Genomic DNA, 23,212 nt, shown 5'->3' with positions numbered 1-23,212 from the left:
CGCTCGTTTCGTAGCGTGTGATGGCTTCTAACTTAAACTCTACACTGTACGCACGATTATTTCTAGAGCGCATTAAGCCTTCATCGCCAAATTGTTTGTAATTGTTCACCCAGCGTCTGATCAACGAAGAGCTAATTTGGTATTCCTTAGCCAGGATTCTATAACCTGCTTTTTCGTCCAAGTATTCCTCAACAATTTTTCTCTTCAATTCATAACTATATTTTGCCATTAAAAGACCCCCAAAGGTTGGATTTCTTGGTCCAACTTTTGGGGGTCAGTGCAGATAGCGACAGAGATTCTTTTTTGTTGCGTAAAATCAGGCTTTGTCCCCGAGAAAATGGTCTTTCGCAAACTCCATGTCCTGTACCAATTCCATGGTGCCGAGGTAGTTGCCGGCCCTGTCCCGCACGGCCATGTATCGAACCAGCATGGTACGCCCTTCTTTTTCCATCCATACTTCCACAGAATCGCGACGACCGTGTCTGAAATCATCGATGATCTGACGGACCATGGGCTCGATTTTCGGCGGATGACACGAGAACACCTCGCGGTTCAGTGCCATAAGGGGGCGTTTGAATACCTTCGGCCCTTCGTCAAAGAAGCGGTTGATATTCTCTGCATCGACAAAGGTGATCTCCATGGGGATCGTGTTTAAAAGGGCTGTCAACTCGTCGATTTTCAACCGACCCCCCGGCATGACGATCTCCCCTTCCCGACCGACCGCCACCGCTTGCGCCATAGTTTCGGCCTCTTCCCACGTCTTTTGTTCTACGCCGAAGCAGATCGCATAATCTTTGGCATCCCGATAAATGCCGTACCATTCCTCTTGCGTAAAATTAACCGCACAGATGGGAAAGAGAATGTTCTGTTCCTTATAAATCATCTCCTCCGCACGAGTAAGCAGGTTATCCAAGCGGGCATTCCATGCTTCGCCATGTTCTTTTTCCTTCATAAGGGAAGCGAGGCCGTCGCGAATTTCATCGTCGACCGTCCACATGACATCGGAAGGACCGGAGATTTCGTAATGAACCTTGAGCAGCGGGTAGAGCAGATCGCCTTTCTTGGCGTAATGAATCGAAAGCTCGCGAATTTTTGGAAGGAGCGATTCATCTCTGTGCTCTTTAAATTCAGCTAGCAGCGCCGACAAGGCGTCGTTTTCTTTCTTGAAGGTGTACAGGGGATGCCCCGTGATGGCTTCCAGGGCCGCCGTCTTCGCCTTCTTTTCTTGCTTAACCGCCTGCGCCTTTTTTCTTATGGCCGATGCCTCCACTTCCCTTTCGGCATTGGCGATTTTTTCTTCCGTGGTGGAACCGTGGAACAAAGCCGAGTGCACGTCACACAAGCGCTGCACCTCGCTGAGGGGCGTGCCTTCTTTCAAAAGCGCCTGCTCCGCCTCCATAATCTCGGATGCTTCCACTTCCCCGAACGCGCGAACGAAATCCGCCCGCACATCTTCCAAGGCTTCTCCGTCGCCGAGCCTTTTCAGATACGCCTTCAATTGTTCCCTGCGGTCCGCAGAAGGATGGCTTGTTTTCTCTTCCTGCCCCTGCGTCGTCGTAACCGAAGCCATATCCGGCATATCGCCCACGGGCTCAAAGCCATGGCGCATCAGCGTGGTCACCACATCGATCATGGAGATGTTCTTCATCTTCGCGCCCTTCGGGATGGTCATCATTTTGCCCACGGAATACAGCATGGCCTTTTTTGTAATTTCAGTAAACCCGAGTCCCGCCATAATATCGACCAGTTCCGGGTATTCCTGTGTCAGTTCGAAGACCGTTTTATTTAAATCAAGCTTCTTTGTCATATCGATAACTCCTTTCATTTCTCTTTTTCTTAATCATAAACGCAAACAGATCCAAAGTATGTTGTTTCAGCAACGTTTTTGGTGATCTGGGATTGATTTTTCGTCCAATTTCGGAAACAGTGCACGAAATCTTTCCACGCCTTTCTATCTTCCACATAAAATATGGCTTCTACGGTTATTAAAACCCCAAAAGCTATTGCTGCTACAATTTTTTAGCCTTAACTCAATTTTTCAAGACGATTGACCATCTTACAATGATTCAAGTTGCTCGTCCTGATTCCGTTTCACGTAGATCACGGAAGTATCTGTATTTCTTTCTTTTGCTCATCAATTAAAAAGATGATACTTGGGTCCCATTCATCCGTTGAAGTGCTTCGCTCTTTCATCCTCTATGAATCTTAAAGCAGACTGGCGACAGTATCGCCGTGTCGAGTTTCGTCCTTTCTCACGCTTTCAATCACGGGAAATTTTTCCACAACCGGCGCGTAGTTTTCGGCGGCAGCGTATTCTCCCTTTGCGATAAGCGGGTAGAGCCTCTTTTTTCCGATTATCTTATAAAGGATGGGCATGAGGATGGCCAAGGTTTTCTTTGGCTTTAAATTTTCGTTTGTAAGTCCGTGAAACACGGCCGCGTGGTGACCTTCTTCTGCAGCCAGCTTTCGAAAGGTGTCTGCGTCCTTTGTATCTTTCACTACCTCTGCAAGGGCTTGATACATAAGGACCGCATCCAATTCTCCTTGCTGGGATTTTAATAATATTTTTCTATCGTTGTCGCTTCTGTTCATTTCATTTTCCTTTCAATCACATGGATTTGTACCTACTCTAAAAGATACCCTCTTCCTTCATTATTAATATCAACTATCGAAACGTGAATAAGATCCGATGCTACTTTATATCCATCGCTCATTCGGCGTAGAAAATGGCCTTAAAGATTTAAACTCTTAAAGGCCATCCTTTTTCACGCTTCATTTACTATTGATTTTATTTTCTTTGTTCCTCAATTTTACCGATTGCAGGCAGGAATCTGATTTTAATATCTCGAAAAATTCATCGATGTCGTAATTTTTATGAAAAGTTAACGTGGCTTCAATGATTGTTTCGTCCTCGATGCCCGCGTCAATGATATCGAGTTTTCTCACTTCCACGCCCTTCTCGGAAGTGTAATTCAAAAAGCGGCCCCAGTCGAAATTCGTACTGTTAAATACCATAATATAAGATACTGTCGTTCGCTCATTGAGCGCATCGCTGAATCCCATGAGTGAGATCAAGGTCACCAGGCAAACGACAGTCGCTATAATCGCGCCTTCATAATAGCCGATTCCCACGGCGAGTCCAATGGCGGCAGATAGCCACAAGGTGGCGGCGGTGGTTAGGCCCGATATCCCATCCTTTGTTTGAAGGATGGTCCCCGCACCTAAAAAGCCGATGCCGCTGACCACTTGGGCGGGAATCCTTAAGGCATCCCAGCCTCCGCTGCCGGATACTTTACCCACGCCGTCGATACCTATGAGCATAATTAAACAGGCGCCGACACTGACGATAATATGGGTTCGGAAGCCGGCGGCTTTGTGTTTCGTTTCCCTCTCGATGCCGATAATCGCCCCTAAAAAGGCCGCCAGAAAAATTCTGCCTGCCACTAATAATACATTCATTCCCTGCCTCCTTCTATCCCGCCTCGTACCGGTTTAAATCATTTATTTCGTAAAAGCCAATCCTCGTTCGAGATGCGCCGAATTTCAATATGTATTAAGATTACCACGGTAATAATTATACATCAAGACGAGGGCTTTAAGGCAAAGAACAAATTGCACCAAAGGCAGGTGGCGGTCAAAATCTGCGATGCCGCATCCTCCTTGGATTGTCCTGCGCCTTTTCCGTGCATGGAAGGTTTCCTGATATTTGGCGTAAGAAAAGCACCTACTCTCGTAGATGCTTTCATAAAATTTGCGTTTTTTAAGACTTCAACAATTCAATGATTTCATCTTGCGCCTCTCTGCCTTCTCTGAAAAAACGAACCAAGGGATAACAGTGGCACATGCCCTTCCCTACGGTGATTTCGTAGGACGCCCGGTATTTTTCCATTGCTTTTTTAAATTCGTCCGCATAGGCGTAGAGGCATTCATTTTCCCCGTAATAAAAGTATGTTTTCGGGAAGTCGGTAAAATCGCCCACCGTTTCGTCTAACATATATTCCGGGATATCTTTATCTCCCTTTAAGATCTCTCTCGCCGTTTTAAAATAGGTGGGCTCAATCATAATGTCTTTATGGTTCAGTTCATTGACCCTTTCCCATATTTCTTTATTTTCATCGAGGTTGACATCGGGAACACCGCCGGGAGATACGGAAATAATTTTTCCGGGCATGGGAAGGGGCTTGCCCAAGGCATTATTGTGTAAAAATAGCCCGAGAGAAAGACCGGCTCCTGAGGAAAAACCAAGGACACTTATGTTCTCCGCCTTATACGTTTCGGTCATCAGCCGATAGGTTTCAAAGCAAACGTCGTAGGTCTTATCCACCTTTACATCTTCCGAGCAGAGGGGATAGAACAAAAACCATACGTCTTTACCTGTTTTTTCCATGATTCGTTCCGCCAGAGAAAAATCCATTTTGTCCGGCTGCGTAATCATGCCGCCGCCGAAGAGATGAAGAACCGCCCCGTCGGCGGGCATTTGATCTTTTTGGTATGAAAGTAGCCTGTATCCCATGACCTCTCTTTCGAAAAGAAAATAGTTTCTCCTCTCAGCCCGCTTCATTGCCCTGTCCAAATCAAAGACTGCTTTTGCATTCTGTTTCTTTGCGTAGGCGAGTATGTCTTCTTTGTTTTTAATAAATATTTTTTTGACACCGAGAAGTCTTACGATGGTCGATGCTATCTTATACGTTAAACTCATTTTTTCCCTCCTTAAAGATCATTTTCCGAATGCTGTTTGGCCCTGCGGTTCATTCTCTGTCCCCTGTAATAAAATAATCGCAACAATCCGCTCCATTTGCTATAGTGTCTTTTCTGTGGAGTACGCCGTGTTGAAGACTGATCATCACATCATCCAGCTCGCAAAACAGGGGCATTAATTCGGCGACGCCGAGCTTCTCGGTGTAGGCACAAATCGGGCAACGAGTGATTCTGTAGTAGCAGGCGCCCTCATAGGGCTCGCCCACAAAATCGACTTTAAATGACGTGGGGTAGCGCTTTTCTTTTTCCGGCGTATACCATTTGTAATACTTGAGGATGTTTTTCTTATTGGCCGCCTTCCCCCATTTCGTATTGAGGTCGACGAGAGAAAAATATGGCCGGACAAAATAAAGGGATCGACGCATCATCTCCTGCACGATTTCCGGCGGAATCTTTTTCTCGCTGGCTAAATAGGGGGCGACAAACACGAGAGCAAACATCTCGTTGTAGGCCATGGGATTATCCTCGCCTATATCGTCCATATTTTCTACAAGTTCCCGATAAACTTTTTTGCTCTTTCTGATAATTTCTGACGCATATGCTTTATCATACTTTTCTATAAGAACTTTCTTCATCGGACCCTTAAATAATAAGAAATAAATACCTTTATATTTCATCTCGCATACCCCATCCGTTTTTTATGCTGATTTGTATGTATTTTATTATTTTCTCCCGATAAGAAGCCTCGAGCCGGAAAGTCCCAGCAACATAGCTTCTTTGTGACCCATAAAAAGACCCTTTGTCGTATCGATGAATTGCACATCTTCATAGCCGTCTTTTTCCAGCTTTTCGATAAATTTATTCATATCTCCATATCTTGGCTTATCCATCAAATCGTGAATAACAAAAACGCCCCCTTTTTTAAGTACACGCAATGTTTCCAGTAAAAGTTTTTGTTTATTTTTCCCAAAAATATTGTGATAGACATAGTTGCTTGTCACTGCATCAAAACTTTCATCTTCAAAGGGAAGCTTCACTGCATTGCCATTTTCAAAGCGCACATTTCCTACTCCCTCAGCCCCGGCATTGTCCCGGCAAAGCTTCTCTGAAAATTCACTCTTGTATCCCCCGCTCCATATGTCACAGCCTACCATCATCGCCCCCGGGTTTTTCTTGGCACAGGCTATGGTAAGGGCTCCACTGCCGCAGCCCACATCTAAGCCCACGCCACCGTCCGGGATCTTTACATAGTCGGCAGTCCCTTCGACGATGACTTTCGCGAGCTTTCTTTTACCCTTGTAATCAAAGGTTCTGTATAAGATGGCAAGCCAGGCAGTTATTAATAGGAGTATTAAACATCCTATCCCTAAGATAAGGCCGCAAATGATCCTCGGCCTTCCTTGAAGAATTGCATCACTTGCACCAAATAAGATGAATAAGATAAGACATACCAGACTTTCACCAATCTTCGCCTTCAGCAATCGTTTAGGAACCCAGTTTTTGTAATCAAGTTTTATTTTCTTGTCCTCAGAAAAATGTGATTGTTTCATAAAATTCCTCTTTATCTCCTATTAATCATTTTAATTCCCGACTTTATAGCTTATAAATTCATAGTCATGCAGTGTATCAATAAAGATAGGTAGTAAATAAAATAAATAAAGTTGAACCAACCTCCGCGAATAATCATATGGAGCCCCTTTGGCAATCTCCCGGCAATTGGAGTAAAAATCATTAGAAATATCGGTGTAAAGAAGGCTTGCCACCTTGGAAATACGGTGAATCCAAATAAAATGATCCATGCCATTGCTATGTTTGCTAAAGCCATCATTCCGAAAACTATTTTTGCTTGAAATTTTAAAAATTTTAAAAATTCATCAAAGGCCCCTTTGTCTTCGTGCCTCGATAAAAGACCGAGGTAGGCACATTGAATGTGATAAGCGCCTCCGAGTATCATGCCAAAGCAATTGATTAAAAACACAAACCAACCGATGCTTAAATACTTCTCTTGCATGGCCAAAACAATATGGTAAAAGCCGATGCAATAGATAAAGGCAGTTATGGGACCTAAAAGACCGCCAATGTACAATCTTTTTATGCTGACATTTTACATTATGCCGGTAATATGATTGATGGTGTCCTTGCCGTCGTAATCATTGGAATCGTAATATAAAATCATGTCTCCCAAAAACATCATGAATGAACCTAAAAGACCGATCAAGATACTCTTGTATAATGTCACAGTGATGCACCTCCTCTGTTTAGATGATATTATCTATCAGCCTAATTATACCACTCGTTTCGATAGGATTTTTGCTTTTTATTCATTCTTCGTCCTGTATTTTTATTAATTTGTTATAATAAAATTATATAATTAAGGAGGTTCTCATGGACAAAATTTTGATCGGCAAGGGGAATGCGGAAAATTATATTCTTTTAAATAAAATGAATCGTCACGGACTAATCAGCGGCGCGACCGGTACCGGCAAAACCGTCACCCTAAAGGTGCTCGCAGAAGGTCTCTCCGATGCCGGGGTTCCGACCATTCTTGCGGATGTAAAGGGCGATCTTGCGAATCTGTCAATGGCCGGCGAGATGAATGATCAATTAAATTCACGCCTTGAAGAATTGGGGATTTCTGATTTTGATTTTAAAAATTATCCTGTAAACATGTGGGATATCTACGGCGAAAAAGGAATTCCGCTTCGGATGACTGTTTCAGAGATGGGTCCCCTTATGCTCGCAAATATTTTGGAGCTCAACGATACGCAGACCGGGGTTTTAACTATTATTTTCAAAGTTGCCGACAACGAGGGGCTGTTGTTAATCGATTTAAAGGATCTTAAACAGGTGATCAATTTCGTCGGTGAAAATAGGGACGAGATCAGTAAGACCTACGGCAATGTGGCCGCTCAAAGTCTCTCTGCCATTTCCAGAAAACTTTTGTTTATCGAAGACGGTGGCGGCGATCTCCTCTTCGGGGAGCCTGCCATCGACATCAACGACCTGATCAAAACAGATACAAGCGGCAGGGGTGTGGTAAATATTTTAAGTGCCACGAAGTTGATTTCAAATCCCCTTCTCTACTCCATGCTCCTTCTCTACTTGCTTTCGGAAATCTATGAAAACTTCCCCGAGGTCGGCGATTTGGACAAGCCGAAGCTTGTGTTCTTCTTTGACGAAGCCCATTTACTCTTTAACAACACGCCGAAAATTTTACAGGACAAGATTATCCAAGTCGTTCGCCTCGTGCGCAGCAAAGGGGTAGGCGTATTTTTCATCACGCAAAATCCCCTCGACGTTCCGGAATCCGTGTCGTCACAACTTTCCAACCGAATCGTCCATCAGCTGAGGGCTTATTCTCCAAAGGAGCTAAAGGCGATAAACGCCGTGGCAGACACATTCAGGCAGGATGAATCCATGGATATAAAAGAAGAAATCATCGGTCTCAGGACCGGAGAAGCAATGGTTTCATTTGCCGATGAAAGCGGCGCGCCGACGGTGGCAGACAAGGCACTGATCCTCCCGCCCCACTCCTCCTTCGTGACACTTACCGATGAGGCCTATGGCGCTTTGATCGAGTCTTCGCCCCTTTATGCAAAGTACAAGGAAGCAATCGACAGAGAATCCGCCTACGAAGTTCTCTTAGAACGAATTGAAAGAGAAAAGTCAGAAGCTGAACGGGAAAAATCAGAAGCCGAAAGACAGAAAGAACTTGAAGCTCAAAGAAAAGAATCGGAAAGAGCACAAAAATCCCGCCGCAGCCAAAAGACTGCCATCGATAAGGGCATCGACTCCATGCTCGGCACCATTTCGCGATCCATCGGCCGCGAAATTGCAAGAGGGCTCCTCGGTTCCATGAAAAAAAGAAGATAAGATAAAAGACCGGAATTCCAGAGTGACCCCAAGGGCGGGATCTGGGCTTTTTATTCCAAGACTACGCGATCTTCCCCCACTTGAGTGTCTGGGGAAACTTGGAAATTTTAAACCCGCCGCAGGAGGCGGTCGCCAAACTTCTCGGCGTGGAAAACCTCTTTCCGGCCGACTCAAATTTAGGAAAAAACATTCCCCTAAGAGGGGATTACTTCGGAATCTATGAACGAGACATCAAACTTGGCCCGGGGCAAATCCAGTGGGAAGTGGAAATTAAAGAGCGCATAAGAAACCCCTTCAGCTTTGACTACCTCACCCTTTGCGGCCTCCGGTTTAAATCGACGAGGGAGCTGATGCCGGGGAATCGGGTCTTAATTCATGTGGCAAAAGACAAGATTCATCCCTTAACGGATGATTAAATCAAGTATGGAGCAGCACAAAGGCTGCTCTTTTTTAATGCCATAGGCGAAGATGGACATTCAGCCCACTTACAGGGCAGAGGCCCACCCTGATTAAAAAAGTGTGCCGTTCTTTGTTCGTATAAATTTTATTTTAAAGCTTTTTCAATTAAAACCAAGTTGACACCTTCCAGTCCGTTATAGGTGCAGGGAATAAAGTCGATTTCTTCATAGCCCAAGGATTGATAGATCTTTCTGGCAACTTTATTTTTTTCATTGGTGTCGATACGCAAATACTTGCAATGATTTTTTAAAGCATACTCTTCATAAAATTTCATAAAAGCCCTGCCATAGCCTTTGCCCTTTTTACCGGGATCCATGGCAAGGGTGTGAAGCACCATGACTTCCGACGGATCTGCCTTGTATCTCCAATGGGCATCTTCATAAACATCCACTTGTTCCCTGTTAATACTTCCGCTGCCGATAATGACGCCATCCTCTTCAAGTACGAAAAGATCGCCTCGTTTCAGTGCGTCCTCGGCCGTTTGGCGGACGGGGTACACGCCCATTTCCCAACCGATATGTGCTTCACCCCTTTGTTCCGCCCGGTGAATTTCATTGTATATTTTCTCAACGGCATCCATATCATTACCATTTGCTTTTCTAATGTTCATCTTTTACCTTTTCCTCTTTATAATGACTTCCGCATCCGATACCGAAAAGCATCGAACCAATGATCCACGCGTACTCCGTTTGTCCGCTTTTATAGGACATGTATATTGAGGCTAGAAGTGTAATAAACGCGAGAATCGTTAATATCAGCCACAGATTCTTTTTGCTCATTTTTCCTCCTTAACTATGATTATCGTTTTACTGCTTTATAATCTCATCAAACTTGAATCAATTCATCTGTTTATCCATGATGCCTCCCGGTTCTTTTCTTTATTTTCGTTGTCAAAATCTAATTCGTTTCGGATCCGGTCTTCGATTGCCCTTGAACTTAGTCCGAGGCTTTTCTGCCGAAAATCTTTTTTATGAATTTGCCCTTTAGCTCTTTCTCTTTTACCGGGCCGAAGTCCCTCGAGTCGAAGCTGTCACCCCTGTTGTCACCCATTAAGAACACTTCATCCTCTTTCAGGATAATGGATTTTTTACTATTAAGGACTACCCTATCTCCCGGTATGGCGACGATTCTCTTCACAATCATCTTCTTGGAGCCCGGAAGATGGAGGAACACGATATCGCCTTTCTCGTATTCCTTTACGAGGGGAGATTTTACTACAAAATACCTGTCCCCCTCATGAAGAGTAGGTTCCATGCTGCTCCCCTTCACAGTCGAGATACCGAAGCAAAAAGAAAATAGAATCAAAAGAATCGTTAAACTGACCATGGCGGTCATTAGTTTTTTGAATTTCCTGTCGTCTGCAAGAAATTCATCACTGAAGAACATAGACCTCTCCTTCTTACTTTCTGTGTGGTACCGCGATTCCCTGGTCCGGGGCTTTGTCTAAGTGGATCGGGGTGGTTTGGAAGAATAATCTGTTCGATATCGGATTACTTGCATTGAAAGCGGTGTCGATGTAATAGGTTTCGTCCCCAATGACGACATAATTCCATCGGTGTTTCATGACCTTGCTGTTGATACAACCCACTTTTAAACCCACTGCTTCACCTAAAATCAAAAACAGCTGGGCGAAGGCGGTGCATGTGCCTTTCTTTTTAATGGCAGCGGCGGCGGCTGATCTAAACCTGTGTTCCTTGTCATAGGCTATGTTTTTTGTGATATAAGCATTTAGAAATTCCGCTTTTTCTAAATCGGTTAAGCCATTGGTTTGAGGTTTAATCGTTTCTTCCAACGCCATTAAATCTTTAAAATTGTATTTTTCGTCGAAAAACTGAACCAAAAGCTCGCACTCATAGTAACTCGACTTGGCTTTTATATCCTCAACCCGCACGACCAAGAGATTGTTCAAGGTCGAGCTGCCCGGGATCTCGTATTGCTTGTCTATTCCGTCTCGCTCACTGTTTTGTTCTAAAAAGGTCTTCAGCTCTTCATTTATCTTAATGCTTATCCGCTTGTATGCTTCTTGCTCTTCAGCCTCTTCAAACACCTCTTTCGCAATTAAGCCAAGGTCCGGTGGCGTTGTTAAAATATCATTATTTCGCATCATATCTTCCACCCTTGCTGTTATTTCTTAGCTATTTTATAACTTGCCGAACCCGATAAACTTGGATGGTTGAAGATCATTATTTAATCAAATGACTACTGATTCTATCAAATGTTTCTTCTCTTACCTTCCAAATACCTGAATATGGCTGTTCAACATAACGACTGTTTTTGTCTTTATATAAATACGCAATGCTTGGACTTGCATCTGCATTTTTATAATGAAATTTAACGATAATATAATCCTTTATATTTGTGGGTTGATCATTAACACTTTCCTTACCGGTATCATTGGTGTTTTCCTTAATCTCTTCAATTATGCCGGATATTTCCTCTTGATCCTCAATTTTCAAACTCTCTTCTGAAGTGTTTTTCATAATTTCAATTTCTTTTATTTCTTCGGCTTTTGGTAGAACTATTTTTTTATTACTGCTATGACTACCACATGCAGTTAACGTCAAAATAGTGATTAAAACCAATGCTATGCCAACGTGTTTTTTCATCCTTTTCATCTCCATTTTCGATTTATTATAGTGCTCCATCCGTACAATTCCACACTTTTTAATCTGTGCAATATAGAGATTTGAAATTAAATTCTCTCAAATCTACTCCTTAATTTGCGCATAAGTCGCTTTACTTTCGGCACTTATCCAGCTTAATTTCAACATCTATATGCTTATCATATAAGTTTGGACAATAAGGCGATGGCTCGAGTGGTCAGCATGAATAAAATTTCATATTTCTGAAAAGCCTCGTATGTGGGAATATATCCATAACGAATAAGTTAAGTTATTCATTAGAAGTCTAAACTTTCCCTGTTTAACAAAAAGTCAAATAAATTCATCGTCAGTATCCCGTGCTCGTCTAAAAACGGTTTGACCCGGTCTTTTACGATGATAATTTTCTTAAATGAGTCGTCGATCGTCAACAAAGACGCTTTTTCTTGATTCATTTTTTCCACAGAGGGAAGGCGATATGCCGATTGAATGTAATATCTCTTGCTTCCCAGATTGGCGATGAAATCAACTTCCAGCTGTTTCTTTACATCTTTATTATTCTTATCCTTTTCCCTTTTCACCACCATGCCCACATCCACCATATACCCTCGATATCTCAGCTCGTTATAAATAATATTCTCCATAAGATGTGTCGGTTCGATCTGTCTGAAATTTAATCTTGCATTCCGAAGCCCCACATCTTCAAAATATAATTTATAAGGCGTTCCAATGTACTTTCTTCCCTTAACATCATACCTGTACACCCTTTTCAACATGAAGGAGTCTTCAAAATAGCCGATAAATTTATCGATGGTATTGGCGGAAATTTTTGATTTCTTAATCGACGAAAAGGTAGATGCCAGTTTTGTCGGATTGGTCAGCGTTGCAGTGCCCGACGCCAAGATATTGAGCAAATCTTCCAGCTCGGCCGTTAAGCGAATGTCATACCTGTGAACAATGTCTCGCAAATAGACATTTTCGAGTTGCCCCTTGAGGTAATTCATCTTGTCTTCTTCCGTCTTCATCAAGGCTTGGGCCGGTAAACCGCCATAGACTTGATAGTCGGCAAAGGCATCTTCTTTATCGCCATCATAAGTTTGAAGAAATTCGGAAAAGACCAGGGGCATGACATGGATTTCGTCGCCTCTTCCGGCAAATTCAGTGATGACATCTTTCGATAAAAATTTAGAATTACTTCCCGTAACATAAACATCAAAATTATCTTGACGTAAAAAGCCGTTTAATACTTGTTCAAAGGACGCCAACAATTGCACTTCGTCCAAGAGGATATAAAACTTCTCGCCGCCCTTTGTTTTGCTCATAATATAGTCTAAAAATTTTTTAGGATCGACCAACCTTTCCCCGCTCAGCACGTCCAGATCCATGAGATCTTCGCCGATTTTCAACAGATCTCTTCCGGAGTCAAAGGCAAATTTAATAATATGGTTTTTATCGACGCCGCTTTCAAGTAAGTGATTGTAAAACAGCTGATTGAGTAAGTAGGATTTCCCGCTCCTCCTGATTCCTGTGATGATTTTAATCAATCCGTTATCTTTTTTTCGTATTAATTTCTCTAAATAATAATCCCGCTTTATCTCCATGCGCATGCACCCCTTTCTATTTAAAATTATTTCCATAACGGACCTTAATCTAAGTATAGGAGATGCCCCTGCTAAATTCAATCCTATTTCGAAATAATTCCATAGAGGCCTTATTTCGAAATTCGTTTCAGCGAATGGGACGAAGCATTTCAAATACTCGGTTATCTGTTCTTTACTTCCGGTACTTCCGTTTTCTATAATCAATCTCCCTCTCGTTATTTCCTTTCAATACTTCTCTCTGTTTTCAAAACTGCCGGCATAAAAAAGACTTTCGGGATTATACCGTAACCCCGAAAGCCTTATAGGCTATTTATTTAATTTTCAGAAGACGAGAATCGCCTCAGCCGTCGAATCTTGCCAATCCCTTGGAGATTCTCGGCATGATCTAGACCTAACATGATGAGCGAAAGCGAATCAATGTAGATCTGATGCAACCATTTGCCCAAATCTTTGATTTGGTGCAAATGTCTGCTGACCTACCTCGATTGCTGCTTTTCGTTCAAGTATTTGGCTGATTTTTTTCAAGTAATTGGCTGCTTTCTGTTCAAGTGTTTGTCCAAGTTGGAGGCACCGAATAAGCCTTATTATCTTGACAATAGATTGATGGCCTCAGAATGAAACGAGTGTACACTAAGTATGTCATGAAGTCTTGTCTGAATGTGGAAACATATCCACATGCTTTTTAACGATAGCTTAAGGTTATCGTTAAAAGGCATTACCTCGACAAACCGGAGGTTGTCATCAAACCGGAGCCCCTGTTGTTCGCCTTTTCAACAAAATAAAGCTTATGGCACAAATACCAATATACACTATAACAAACAATACAACATGATCAATGCCGAAAGGGTATGGGGCAATCCACCCTTGTTTGAAAAGTGCTATAGAAATTGCACCCGTAACCATAGAAAGTGGCATGAACAAGAACCCGCTGAGATTAAGCCAGTTGACAGCGAAAGGCGGCCTTGCTACAGAGAGTAACCGCCCTATAAAGTATCCGGCAATTCCAACGGCCTGAATAATCATTGAACCCCATACGGTATACATGGTTTGCGCTTCATACCAGCCTGCAAAAGCACTAAATAACCCAATCGCAACAAATGCTGTTGATGCGATATATAGTATCTTGCTTTTTAGCTCAGAGCTTTTCTGCTCTTTATCTGCAACCGGTTCAATTCCTTTTAGAATATAATCGGTTGTAACTCCGAAGTAATCACTCATGGCAATTATTTTTTCCAAATCAGGCAAGCTTTGTTCGCTTTCCCACTTTGAAACCGCCTGCCGAGATACTCCTACCTTGCCTGCAAGTTCCTCCTGTGAAATTCCGTTTGTTTTTCTCAAATACTGTATTCTGTCTGCCATGTTCATAACGTACACTCCTCTCTTTTATAGTTTAGTTATATCAAACCAATCGGTTTCATAGCTACCAAGCCACCTTGGAAATATGTCAACCAACAGTTGCAATGCTGCTTTTTTAAGCCAATATAAACAACCTATTCTACAAATTCTAATTTGTCTTCGTTTTAAAATGAATCCCATTATATAATTCCATAAACTCTTTAGTAAACTTTGTGACAAATTCACGATCAAGTTCAGTGGCAAGGGTTTCTTAATTTTACTTCGTTCTTGACATCAATACTACACTCTCGCCATGCTACGAGACTTGGAAGAAGCGATCAAGCACCTGCTCCCACCGTCGCGCCTTTATTCACAAAACCTATTGATTTTATAAGGTCGATCATCTTTATTTTGTTTCACTCATCATTTTTTTATTCGGCTATTTTGCATGATATTTATCGTGTAGCTGCAAAGAAGTATTTAAAAATTGTGTCCATATACTTGACTATGTTGCACCATTCTTTCTAATTTTGAGCAAAGAAAAAACAGTAAACCGATTTGATTTACTGTTCTTATGGTATCTCTTATCAAATTATTAAATTGTTTATGCAATTCTAAATTTATCTTCCTAAAAAGCCAACAAACAAAGCTTGAATTGTAGCTATAATTGGTACAAGAAAAAATGGAACTAATAAAAAATGTTCTTGAATTGCCAAATGTTTCATCCAATTATTAAACTCATAATCTTTGTGTCCCTCTGTTCCCGGAATAACTATCTTTTCTTTATATTTTCCTTGAAATAAGAGACAATCCAATAACAAAAAATCTCCTATATTTAATATGCTCCACTGAATGTATCCCATCCAAAATATATTCCAAAAGCCAACGATTCCTGAATGTAAAATGCTTATTGTTGAATAAATAAAACAAATTCCCACAATAATGATAGTAAGTGTCATGTTTATCTTTTTCTCTTGCTTTGTCATTTGTTTCGGAGCTATTTTTTGGATAGCCTTTGGATAAGAATCCAAAAAGAATCTTGGATTAATAAGTACCAAAGAAGCCACTGCACCGTTAAAAATAGCTGCTATAGCAATTCCGACAAGAATTGCCTGTATTAAATCCATAAAATCATCTCCCTTTTGCTTTTAAATTCATATTACCTTGTAAATAATAATTTAATATTACTTTTTATATGCAATCATTACACCAACTGGTGCAAGACCTCCATTTACCAATTTCATTTCAGCTACTGAAAACCCATATTCCTCAATAAAATCTTCAAATTCCTTTTTATCCCATTCTCGATACATCTTAAATCCTAAAATAGACATCAACCTTTTTATCATTTTTCTTTGCTTTCCCTCCTTCCATAGAAAAGTGGGGGCGAATAAAGTCCCATTAGGTTTTAACACCCTATATATTTCTTTCATTGCCTTGTCAGGCTCGGGCATAATATGAAGTGCATTAGCTATTACTACACAATCAAATTTCTCATCTGTATAAATCAATGAAGTAGCATCAGCTATTTCAAAGACAAGGTTCTCGTATTCTCCATGTTTTCTTGCTTCAAAAATCATTTGTTTAGAAAAATCAGTTGCAATCCAACTTTTCGTATATTTTGAAAGGTTAAGGGATAATTGACCTGAACCACAAGCAAGTTCAAGTACATTCATATCCTTACTCAAATAGGGGTTTATGTATCCGCAAACTTTATCATAAAAACCTTTATCCTTCTTCATAAAAGAAGCATACAACTTGGCGAATCTATCCCAAAATTTTTTGTTACTTTTATCAATCATTTCAACGCTCCTTTAAATATAAAAAGGATCCTATCAATCTTTATATTGAGCCTATTTTCTAATTGATACCTCGTAAGAGAGGAATAATAGCTGTTCCTATACCAAGTAGGAATGTCATAAATGCAGAAAGTCATAGGCTGTCATTCTTTTCTATTCAATCATTTTGAAGTGTCTCAAGGCATCCATGATGGCTTCTTCTTTTTCAGGTGTACACTGTGGAATAATTTGTTTCTCCTTTTTAGACTTGTTGTAATGTTTTCGTAATTCTATTCCACATTTCCTTTTTATCTGTGCAATATATAATGTCGAAACTTTTAATTCAAATTTATTCCAAACATATTCTTTGATTTGAGCATATGTTGCTTTGCTCTCCACACTGGTCAAATCAAGCTCATCCAGCTCAATTTCAATATTTATATGCTTATCGACATCGAGTTTGGACAATAGAGCTACCGTCTCCACTCAGTTTATCCAAATAATAGTCACGCTTTATTATCATGCATTTATGTCCTTCCTATTTAGATATATTTCCGTTTTGGAACTCAAACTAATTTTAGTATACAATTTATTCTTGTTAAGTTCAAATCTATTTATAATTAATTCCAGATCGTAAATATTTTTAAGTATACTTTTAATGCTTTAAGCAAAATTTTACGTATAATTCAAGTGTTTGTCTATTTTTAATTCAGGTGTTTGGTCGTTTATTTTTCTGTATCTAGGATACAATATATATGGAATGAGCTCTTATCATACGTGATGGGGCTAATTTTTCGCAATCAAAAAACCCGACTTACTCTATTTTAAGAGTAGTGTCGGGTTCTGTTAATCTAATTATATATACTTTGAAGGCTTGTCAATTTTGTATTTCAACCTCAAGTCCAGATTTAAATACTACTTTTAATTTCCGATTTCAAACTTTTATGAATACTAATAGCAAAAGGTATTGTTATTATAGTTGTTATCAAATCTGAAACTGTTTGTGCATATATAACACCATTTAGTCCCATAAATTTAGGCAACAATAAAATGATAGGGATAAAAATTATTCCCTGTCTTAATGAATTTAGAAATACTCCCCCTAACGCCTTTCCCATAGACAAATATAAGGTAGAGTAGGTAAACTGAAATCCAAATGTTATAAACATAATGACACCTGCTCTTAATGCCAGCACTGCTATATTTAATACATTTTCATCGGTTCCAAATATAGATAATATGCTTGGTGCAAACACATAAATTATTAGCGTCCAAACTATGCAAAATACACTTGTCCATTTAATACTTGCCTTGATAGCCTCTCTTACTCTTTCATAATTCTTAGCTCCATAATTAAATCCGGCTAATGGTTGTAGTCCTTTCATATATCCGAATACAACATTTGTTCCTAATGTTACAATCCTAAGAACAATGCCCATCGCAGCTATTGCTTCTTCTCCATAAAAGGATGCTGCATAGGATATTTTGCTTATAGATATAGTTTGTAAAATCTGAAGTAATAACATGGAAATTCCCATATTCAATACCTCTTTATAAATTGTAAGTGTAGGTTTGAAGTTAGATAATTTTATCTCAATTAAATTTTTATCTCCTACAAAGTAAATGAGATACATTAGACTGGTTATAACTCTGGCTATTAGTGTCGCAATAGCTGCGCCTCTCACTCCTAAATTAAGTCCGAATATGAATATCGGATCTAAAATCAAATTTGATATAGAGCCTACAATCATAGCCTTTAAAGAAATTTTAGCAGCTCCTTGTGCAACAGCTAAATTCCCAAGTGTTACATTTATCGTTCCCAAAATACCGCCTACTATGAATATTCCTGTATATGACTTGGAAATTTCAATAATAGAGGGTATGGCTCCCATAAATTTCAAAACGCCCTCTAAGTAGCAAAACAATGCAATAGCTGTAATTATCCCTAAAATTGCACTTGATATAAGAGCAACTGTTGCTACAATACTTGCTTCTTTTTTATTATTTCCTCCAAGTAGCCTTGATATATAAGAGCCTGCTCCCGCACCAAATGTTAATCCTATCCCTAAAAAGATAAGTTGAATTGGAAACGCAACTGAAACGGCAGCTACTGCCTCTTTCCCAAGACTGGACACAAAATAGGTGTCCACAACATTGTATAAAGCAGCTACCAATAAACTGATAACCATAGGAATACCTAGCTTAAAAAGTGCTTTATCAATATTTTCTTCATTTAAAATTTTTATTCTATTTTCATTCATTTAATCATCATCCTTTTCTCAATTTATAACTTACAGTATTTATGCAACAAAAAAGGCATAAATACAAAATAGTATCTGCCTTTTGCTTAATAATTTATAAAACAAAAGGCTACAGACAAAACATTGCCTATAGCCCTTTACATTTTAATTACATATCGAGAAATGTGTACAAAAACGAAGCCAACTACATGACCTAATTTCTTGTATTTCCCGATGAAATCTTAAATGCAATCTATTTGCTATACTCTGTACAATGTTTCATCGGTTTCATTTGTACAGAGTTAAGTTTGTTCTTAGGATGATTCTTAAAATGATTATTCACTACACTTTCCCTTCAAATTTATATATTTTTATTTTACCCTATAAATCAAAATTTATCAAACTCAGCTTGTTCGGCTACTTTTCTCGCTAATTGCAAGTCTAAATGAAACATTCTCGCTACAATATTTTTCTCCTAAATTGCAATATCAAATTGAACTAATTCATCTATCCATTCTAATTTATTTAACTCATCCGCAAATGCTTCTAAAGGAGTTCTATAATCTAGGATTTTTCTTAACAAAGTATTCATCCATTCCATGATTTTTATATAATGTCGGCTATCATAGTCGTTTAGAGATTTTCCTTTGGGCAAGAACCGTCGAATCAGTCCAATATATTTTTCGTTGCTTCCTTTGTCCTCTCTCAAAATCATTTAGATGTTTATTATTTCTGTTTTTTAAAACCTTGAATTGTCAAGTCAAGTGCAACTCCACTGAATGGTAAACTTCATAGGGCGTTTTCCAGTTTAAGCATTTACGCGGGCGACGATTGATCTCTTTTATTTTCGCTTCAATATAGCTATCTGATTGGTCAATATCTTTCGTTTTTGGAAAGTATTCTCTTAATAGACCATTTGTATTTTCGTTGGTCCCTCGTTGCCATGGATGATGGGGCAGTGGGAAATAGAACTCAACTAGAGACAGTTGTTGGGAGACTTCAGGATGCTTTGAGAATTCTTTCCCTCTATCAGGAGTAATGCTTTGAAGGGGTTCATCCTTCAACAGTTCAATCATGGCTTGCTTAACACATTGAGCGTTCTTCTTTGGAATTTTCTGACAAAGTAGGTAGCGACTTTTCCGGTCGGTCAATGTGAGTAGGCATGTCCTGCCGGTTTTACCTGCCACCGTATCCGCTTCCCGGTCACCTAAGCGCTCTCTTTTTTCAGCTGCCTCCGGTCGATCGGATATGGGATTGGTGATTGGAATTTTACCGCGTCTTTCTTCATAGGATTTCGTATGCCTTGTTTTTCCGCGATGTCTTAGTTTCCTAATGCATCCTCTATTGCCCCTAGAGAGATTCGGCTCGTCAAAAAGGCCGGAATAAATGGCTCGATAAATCGTAGTGAAGCTAATGCTATAAACACTCTCTTCGTATTTTAAACGGGCAGCGATCTGTTCCGGCGACCACTGATGCTCTAAGAATAACGACTTTACCTTTTGGAAAAGGACGGTATCGTCCAACTTCTTATGAGGGCGACAAGCTTTTCTTCTGGTGGCATAAAGTGCCTGTGCGTCACAAGGTAAATAACTTCCTTCTACAGAGTTCCTCTTTAACTCACGGATAATTGACGATTTGTTGCGCCCTAACTTTGTTGCGACTTCAGATTGATTTAGGCCAATATCCATATAATGCTTTAGCAACTCACGCTCTTTTAGTGTAAAATGAGAATAATGATTCATCGTTCCTCCTGGTTGATTGGTTTTCGTCGACATAATTTTACCAGAAAACGGTGAATCATTTTTTGTTGCACTTAGATTGTAAATTCAAGCTATTAAAAAAGAAGTAGATTAATTCCACTTCTCATACTTAATATTTTCTCGTCTGTAATATTCCAAACAGTGTCTGTTGAATTACATCTCACTAACCCTATTTGAAATAATTGTCACTACATCAACAATCTTATCAAACTTCAGATCTCCAATATACTTATTTTCACTGAGGTATACTTCCCACAAGGATCCTAGGTATGAATCTTCTTTTATGTCCTCGATTATTTCCTCATAGTCTTGCATTTCATCATGGCTTCCTCTTTTGTCGGAAGTTCTTTCTATTGCTTCTTTTAAAATTTTATAATCTATCTCATCTTTTTTTAGTTTGTAGAGAGTGTATAGGTCGTAAAAGTCTCTCATTCGTGTTGTTGTTATATTTCTTCTGATTATGGTTTCGTATTTTTCAGCTAAAATTGTTTCTAATGGATATGCCATTATTTTTATATTTTCTTTGCTAAAGATACATGGATAGGTGTATTCTATTTCTTTTGGTGTTATTGCATCTCCTGTTGTTAGGTCTAGTTTCATAGGGTTTTTGGTCTTACCAACATTTGCTGTTAGTGAAATTCTAAAGTTTTCGTACTCATCTTCTTCTCTTATATAAGAGATATCTTTCATTTCAAATTTTATTCCATCATCGACATCTATATTTATAATTTCATCTACGATTTCTTTTATTTTTTCTTCTTTTAGGGCTATGCCTTTAATGGTTGTGTCCATGTCCATAGTTGTTCTGTTTTCAATGCCAATCAAAGATGATATAAGAAATCCTCCCTTTATTACAAAATTGTTTTTGTATTGTGATTTAGATAGTCTTTCTAAAAATCTTTCAAAGAAATATATTTGCAGAACTTCTTGCGACTTTAGATTTTTCTTCTCTGCAAGACTTCTTATCTTACCCTTTATACTCTCGATATTAATCACGATAATACCTCCATATATTTTCTAATTTCATCTTCAATTTTAAATAGTCTACTGTATTTTATGAGTCGTCTTAGATTTTTATTTTGTGATTTAAAGTATCTTTTTATGGCTTCTGTAAAAATTTGCTTATCTATTTTTTCTCTGTCGATTATGATATCGCAAATGGTTCGATCTATATCGTAAACTGGAATAAGGTTGCCTTGCGGTGATTTTATTTCTGTTTTTCCAAGTTCGTATAAATCTTTTTTTACATAATGAACTTGTAGATCCTCATATCTCTTTTTGATATGGCTGGCATTGTAGCCTTGGGGTACAGATATATGAAATACATTTGGAGTTCTGTCGGATAGGTCGTAGAGGTAGAGCGCTGTTTGATGGGAAAATATAATTCGATTTCTATTTGATGATATTTGAACAAAATCATCTATTACTTTGCCTTTTAGTTGATATAGTCCTGGTCTTAATCTTTCTAATTGTCCAATTCTCGTTAATTCTGATAAATTATGCCTGGTATATCCTAGTTCTTCTGCTTCTTTGTTGGTGATTATTAAATTTTCTTGTATATACTCTTTAAGTGTATTCATAGTCCGCCTCCTCTCATTTACGCTTTTATTATAAGTTATAAAAGCGAATATGTAAAGTTGGCTCGTGATTGTTTTATATTTTGAAAAGGATGTAACGAATCCTTACTCCCTTCAATAAAAAAAAAGCAGCTTTTATGCTACTCTTATAGAAAGTACAAAATGAGTTAATTATATTTTTTGTGTTTCCTCATACCAGCCTCAAAACTACTCTTACATCCATGTAGTTTTTTTGAGTCTTTTTGACGTATCCTTCTTCATCTCTATCAAAGACAAAATGCTTATAAAACTGCTTGAAATGCAGGATTTCTAAGTTTATATCTTTTGTATCAACGCTATAGCTTCCACATGTGTCAAGACTACCCTGATGATAACACTACATCAAGAACTTGGTCTGCACGCTCGTTGCACGATGGAAGTTGTCAAAGGGAAGGATGCTTGAGAAAAAACATCCAGTATGCTTTTAGAAAAGCATAAAAAACTACAAACACTTATCGGTTCATACGTCATAAATACCTATATAGTTATAAAATTGCTCATGCAACCGCCTCATTTCATCCGGAGCCTTTATTGAATGTCGGTACATAAACTTTTCTCCAAAACGGCTTCGAAAAATAATCCCAAGAATAAACCCCATAATGGAGCATGGAAGAATTTGTAAAAACTTCATTTTTATCGGAACAAGTTTAATTCCTTTTGTTTTAACATTAAAAAGATTTCTTCTGATTTGCTTCGCTGTTTTATTCATTAATACACGATCGTTTCCGGCATGCTCAGGATCATCTGAATGATAATAAGCATCTGCAATCGGCACGACCATTGCAAGATGACAGATCTGCCATGAATGCATGTCTTTTACAACTTGGCATGGAATCATTGCCGATCGGAACAAATCGAACAGTTCTTTCTCACGACCACCTGACATGCCGATTGTAGTTGGCTGAATAAAGCGAGGCATAAGGGCTGCATCCAAAATATCTCCGTCAAAGCCGCCGCCGGCACCCGGAAAAGCAGGGAGGATACGTCCTTTTCCGCAAATCTTTTCCCATGTATCATACGTTTCTAAAGAATTTACCATAGTTACAATGACAGGACTTATATTAGCTTGCAGTTCCGCCAAAGCAATATGCAACTGATTTTCTCTTACCGCAAGCAATATAAAATGGTTCTATGTCAACCATTGGGGAGTCTAGTGAAAACTAGGCTCCTTTTTGTTTTCCTACACACCCTCACTCACTTATCTTTTGAACAAACGAAAAGCAGTTTCGTGCGGAAATGATGAAAGTTACGC

Annotated in this window: 25 protein-coding genes and 1 pseudogene; 2 read left to right on the top strand and 24 right to left on the bottom strand. The window is 39.4% G+C overall.

Annotated features, from left to right (window positions below; translation table 11 throughout):
- The 9 genes from KO087_RS08500 to KO087_RS09565 form a co-directional block, all read right to left on the bottom strand.
- On the bottom strand, positions 1-229 hold a 229-nt coding region (locus KO087_RS08500), incomplete at its 3' end, for a transposase (RefSeq protein ID WP_215507526.1).
- A gap of 87 nt (positions 230-316) precedes the next feature.
- Positions 317-1,807, bottom strand: a complete 1,491-nt coding sequence (locus tag KO087_RS08495; protein ID WP_215508836.1) for a DUF438 domain-containing protein — start codon at positions 1,805-1,807, stop codon at positions 317-319.
- A 398-nt stretch (positions 1,808-2,205) separates the two neighbouring features.
- Positions 2,206-2,592 (bottom strand): ferritin family protein, encoded by a 387-nt coding sequence (locus KO087_RS08490; RefSeq protein WP_215508835.1) that lies wholly within the window; start codon positions 2,590-2,592, stop codon positions 2,206-2,208.
- 180 nt (positions 2,593-2,772) lie between these two features.
- Entirely contained in the window at positions 2,773-3,459 is a 687-nt protein-coding gene (locus KO087_RS08485) for an MgtC/SapB family protein (RefSeq protein ID WP_215508834.1), read from the bottom strand.
- A 301-nt stretch (positions 3,460-3,760) separates the two neighbouring features.
- Complete coding sequence (locus tag KO087_RS08480) at positions 3,761-4,699, bottom strand: alpha/beta hydrolase (protein ID WP_215508833.1); 939 nt, start codon at positions 4,697-4,699, stop codon at positions 3,761-3,763.
- A 49-nt stretch (positions 4,700-4,748) separates the two neighbouring features.
- The gene (locus KO087_RS08475; protein WP_215508832.1) at positions 4,749-5,375 is read right to left on the bottom strand and encodes an L-2-amino-thiazoline-4-carboxylic acid hydrolase; all 627 of its coding nucleotides are present in this window, start codon (positions 5,373-5,375) and stop codon (positions 4,749-4,751) included.
- 45 nt (positions 5,376-5,420) lie between these two features.
- Positions 5,421-6,248: a class I SAM-dependent methyltransferase gene (locus KO087_RS08470; protein WP_215508831.1), complete on the bottom strand. Its 828-nt coding sequence runs from the start codon at positions 6,246-6,248 to the stop codon at positions 5,421-5,423.
- A gap of 50 nt (positions 6,249-6,298) precedes the next feature.
- Complete coding sequence (locus tag KO087_RS08465; protein WP_349665977.1) at positions 6,299-6,793, bottom strand: DUF6796 family protein; 495 nt, start codon at positions 6,791-6,793, stop codon at positions 6,299-6,301.
- A gap of 9 nt (positions 6,794-6,802) precedes the next feature.
- Complete coding sequence (locus tag KO087_RS09565) at positions 6,803-6,937, bottom strand: hypothetical protein (RefSeq protein ID WP_349665976.1); 135 nt, start codon at positions 6,935-6,937, stop codon at positions 6,803-6,805.
- 146 nt (positions 6,938-7,083) lie between these two features.
- Between KO087_RS09565 and KO087_RS08460 the strand changes: the two genes are divergently transcribed.
- On the top strand, positions 7,084-8,571 hold the full coding sequence (locus KO087_RS08460; protein ID WP_215508830.1) for a helicase HerA-like domain-containing protein: 1,488 nt from the start codon (positions 7,084-7,086) through the stop codon (positions 8,569-8,571).
- Positions 8,572-8,669: 98 nt separating this feature from the next.
- Positions 8,670-8,987: a hypothetical protein gene (locus KO087_RS08455; RefSeq protein ID WP_215508829.1), complete on the top strand. Its 318-nt coding sequence runs from the start codon at positions 8,670-8,672 to the stop codon at positions 8,985-8,987.
- Between the two features lie 128 nt (positions 8,988-9,115).
- Here KO087_RS08455 and KO087_RS08450 read toward each other — a convergent pair whose 3' ends face one another.
- From KO087_RS08450 to KO087_RS08380, 15 genes and pseudogenes are all read right to left on the bottom strand, one after another.
- Positions 9,116-9,640, bottom strand: coding sequence for a GNAT family N-acetyltransferase (locus tag KO087_RS08450; protein ID WP_215508828.1), 525 nt, complete (start codon positions 9,638-9,640; stop codon positions 9,116-9,118).
- A gap of 326 nt (positions 9,641-9,966) precedes the next feature.
- Positions 9,967-10,416 (bottom strand): signal peptidase I, encoded by a 450-nt coding sequence (lepB, locus tag KO087_RS08445; RefSeq protein ID WP_215508827.1) that lies wholly within the window; start codon positions 10,414-10,416, stop codon positions 9,967-9,969.
- Between the two features lie 13 nt (positions 10,417-10,429).
- Positions 10,430-11,137: a transglutaminase domain-containing protein gene (locus tag KO087_RS08440; protein WP_215508826.1), complete on the bottom strand. Its 708-nt coding sequence runs from the start codon at positions 11,135-11,137 to the stop codon at positions 10,430-10,432.
- A 76-nt stretch (positions 11,138-11,213) separates the two neighbouring features.
- The gene (locus KO087_RS08435) at positions 11,214-11,636 is read right to left on the bottom strand and encodes a DUF5301 domain-containing protein (protein WP_215508825.1); all 423 of its coding nucleotides are present in this window, start codon (positions 11,634-11,636) and stop codon (positions 11,214-11,216) included.
- Between the two features lie 293 nt (positions 11,637-11,929).
- Complete coding sequence (locus tag KO087_RS08430) at positions 11,930-13,174, bottom strand: ATP-binding protein (RefSeq protein WP_251374997.1); 1,245 nt, start codon at positions 13,172-13,174, stop codon at positions 11,930-11,932.
- 798 nt (positions 13,175-13,972) lie between these two features.
- Positions 13,973-14,596: a helix-turn-helix domain-containing protein gene (locus KO087_RS08425; protein WP_215508823.1), complete on the bottom strand. Its 624-nt coding sequence runs from the start codon at positions 14,594-14,596 to the stop codon at positions 13,973-13,975.
- Positions 14,597-15,186: 590 nt separating this feature from the next.
- On the bottom strand, positions 15,187-15,693 hold the full coding sequence (locus KO087_RS08420) for a hypothetical protein (protein ID WP_215508822.1): 507 nt from the start codon (positions 15,691-15,693) through the stop codon (positions 15,187-15,189).
- Positions 15,694-15,750: 57 nt separating this feature from the next.
- On the bottom strand, positions 15,751-16,368 hold the full coding sequence (locus KO087_RS08415; protein ID WP_215508821.1) for a class I SAM-dependent methyltransferase: 618 nt from the start codon (positions 16,366-16,368) through the stop codon (positions 15,751-15,753).
- Positions 16,369-16,518: 150 nt separating this feature from the next.
- Positions 16,519-16,830 (bottom strand): annotated as a pseudogene (locus KO087_RS08410) (23S rRNA (uracil(1939)-C(5))-methyltransferase RlmD); the annotation flags it as partial.
- 422 nt (positions 16,831-17,252) lie between these two features.
- Positions 17,253-18,605, bottom strand: coding sequence for an MATE family efflux transporter (locus KO087_RS08405; RefSeq protein ID WP_215508819.1), 1,353 nt, complete (start codon positions 18,603-18,605; stop codon positions 17,253-17,255).
- A gap of 454 nt (positions 18,606-19,059) precedes the next feature.
- The gene (locus tag KO087_RS08400; protein WP_215508818.1) at positions 19,060-19,299 is read right to left on the bottom strand and encodes a hypothetical protein; all 240 of its coding nucleotides are present in this window, start codon (positions 19,297-19,299) and stop codon (positions 19,060-19,062) included.
- 40 nt (positions 19,300-19,339) lie between these two features.
- The gene (locus tag KO087_RS08395) at positions 19,340-20,326 is read right to left on the bottom strand and encodes an IS30 family transposase (RefSeq protein ID WP_215508817.1); all 987 of its coding nucleotides are present in this window, start codon (positions 20,324-20,326) and stop codon (positions 19,340-19,342) included.
- A 171-nt stretch (positions 20,327-20,497) separates the two neighbouring features.
- Positions 20,498-21,340, bottom strand: a complete 843-nt coding sequence (locus tag KO087_RS08390; RefSeq protein ID WP_215508816.1) for a nucleotidyl transferase AbiEii/AbiGii toxin family protein — start codon at positions 21,338-21,340, stop codon at positions 20,498-20,500.
- Entirely contained in the window at positions 21,337-21,924 is a 588-nt protein-coding gene (locus KO087_RS08385; RefSeq protein WP_215508815.1) for a type IV toxin-antitoxin system AbiEi family antitoxin domain-containing protein, read from the bottom strand. The genes KO087_RS08390 and KO087_RS08385 overlap by 4 nt, the downstream gene beginning before the upstream one ends.
- A 496-nt stretch (positions 21,925-22,420) precedes the next feature.
- Positions 22,421-23,053 carry a ketopantoate reductase family protein gene (locus KO087_RS08380; protein WP_215508814.1) on the bottom strand — a complete coding sequence of 211 codons (633 nt, stop codon included), beginning with the start codon at positions 23,051-23,053 and terminating at the stop codon, positions 22,421-22,423.
- Between the last annotated feature and the right edge of the window lie 159 nt (positions 23,054-23,212).

The sequence above is a fragment of the Peptoniphilus rachelemmaiella genome, assembly GCF_943169845.1.
Lineage (GTDB): Bacteria > Bacillota > Clostridia > Tissierellales > Peptoniphilaceae > Aedoeadaptatus > Aedoeadaptatus rachelemmaiella.
Note: the sequence above shows the minus strand (reverse complement) of the source record. Positions and strands in the feature narration are given on the sequence as shown.

What these genes read in the sequence shown, in the direction of transcription:
- KO087_RS08490 (WP_215508835.1), bottom strand. Translation starts at nt 2,592, where the DNA reads ATGAACAGAAGCGACAACGATAGAAAAATATTATTAAAATCCCAGCAA.
- KO087_RS08395 (WP_215508817.1), bottom strand. Translation starts at nt 20,326, where the DNA reads ATGAATCATTATTCTCATTTTACACTAAAAGAGCGTGAGTTGCTAAAG.
- KO087_RS08485 (WP_215508834.1), bottom strand. Translation starts at nt 3,459, where the DNA reads ATGAATGTATTATTAGTGGCAGGCAGAATTTTTCTGGCGGCCTTTTTA.
- KO087_RS08450 (WP_215508828.1), bottom strand. Translation starts at nt 9,640, where the DNA reads ATGAACATTAGAAAAGCAAATGGTAATGATATGGATGCCGTTGAGAAA.
- KO087_RS08495 (WP_215508836.1), bottom strand. Translation starts at nt 1,807, where the DNA reads ATGACAAAGAAGCTTGATTTAAATAAAACGGTCTTCGAACTGACACAG.
- KO087_RS08480 (WP_215508833.1), bottom strand. Translation starts at nt 4,699, where the DNA reads ATGAGTTTAACGTATAAGATAGCATCGACCATCGTAAGACTTCTCGGT.
- KO087_RS08415 (WP_215508821.1), bottom strand. Translation starts at nt 16,368, where the DNA reads ATGATTGATAAAAGTAACAAAAAATTTTGGGATAGATTCGCCAAGTTG.
- KO087_RS08405 (WP_215508819.1), bottom strand. Translation starts at nt 18,605, where the DNA reads ATGAATGAAAATAGAATAAAAATTTTAAATGAAGAAAATATTGATAAA.
- KO087_RS08385 (WP_215508815.1), bottom strand. Translation starts at nt 21,924, where the DNA reads ATGAATACACTTAAAGAGTATATACAAGAAAATTTAATAATCACCAAC.
- KO087_RS08425 (WP_215508823.1), bottom strand. Translation starts at nt 14,596, where the DNA reads ATGAACATGGCAGACAGAATACAGTATTTGAGAAAAACAAACGGAATT.
- KO087_RS08475 (WP_215508832.1), bottom strand. Translation starts at nt 5,375, where the DNA reads ATGAAATATAAAGGTATTTATTTCTTATTATTTAAGGGTCCGATGAAG.
- KO087_RS08420 (WP_215508822.1), bottom strand. Translation starts at nt 15,693, where the DNA reads ATGGATTTAATACAGGCAATTCTTGTCGGAATTGCTATAGCAGCTATT.
- KO087_RS08470 (WP_215508831.1), bottom strand. Translation starts at nt 6,248, where the DNA reads ATGAAACAATCACATTTTTCTGAGGACAAGAAAATAAAACTTGATTAC.
- KO087_RS08435 (WP_215508825.1), bottom strand. Translation starts at nt 11,636, where the DNA reads ATGAAAAAACACGTTGGCATAGCATTGGTTTTAATCACTATTTTGACG.
- KO087_RS08460 (WP_215508830.1), top strand. Translation starts at nt 7,084, where the DNA reads ATGGACAAAATTTTGATCGGCAAGGGGAATGCGGAAAATTATATTCTT.
- lepB (WP_215508827.1), bottom strand. Translation starts at nt 10,416, where the DNA reads ATGTTCTTCAGTGATGAATTTCTTGCAGACGACAGGAAATTCAAAAAA.
- KO087_RS08440 (WP_215508826.1), bottom strand. Translation starts at nt 11,137, where the DNA reads ATGATGCGAAATAATGATATTTTAACAACGCCACCGGACCTTGGCTTA.
- KO087_RS08400 (WP_215508818.1), bottom strand. Translation starts at nt 19,299, where the DNA reads ATGATTTTGAGAGAGGACAAAGGAAGCAACGAAAAATATATTGGACTG.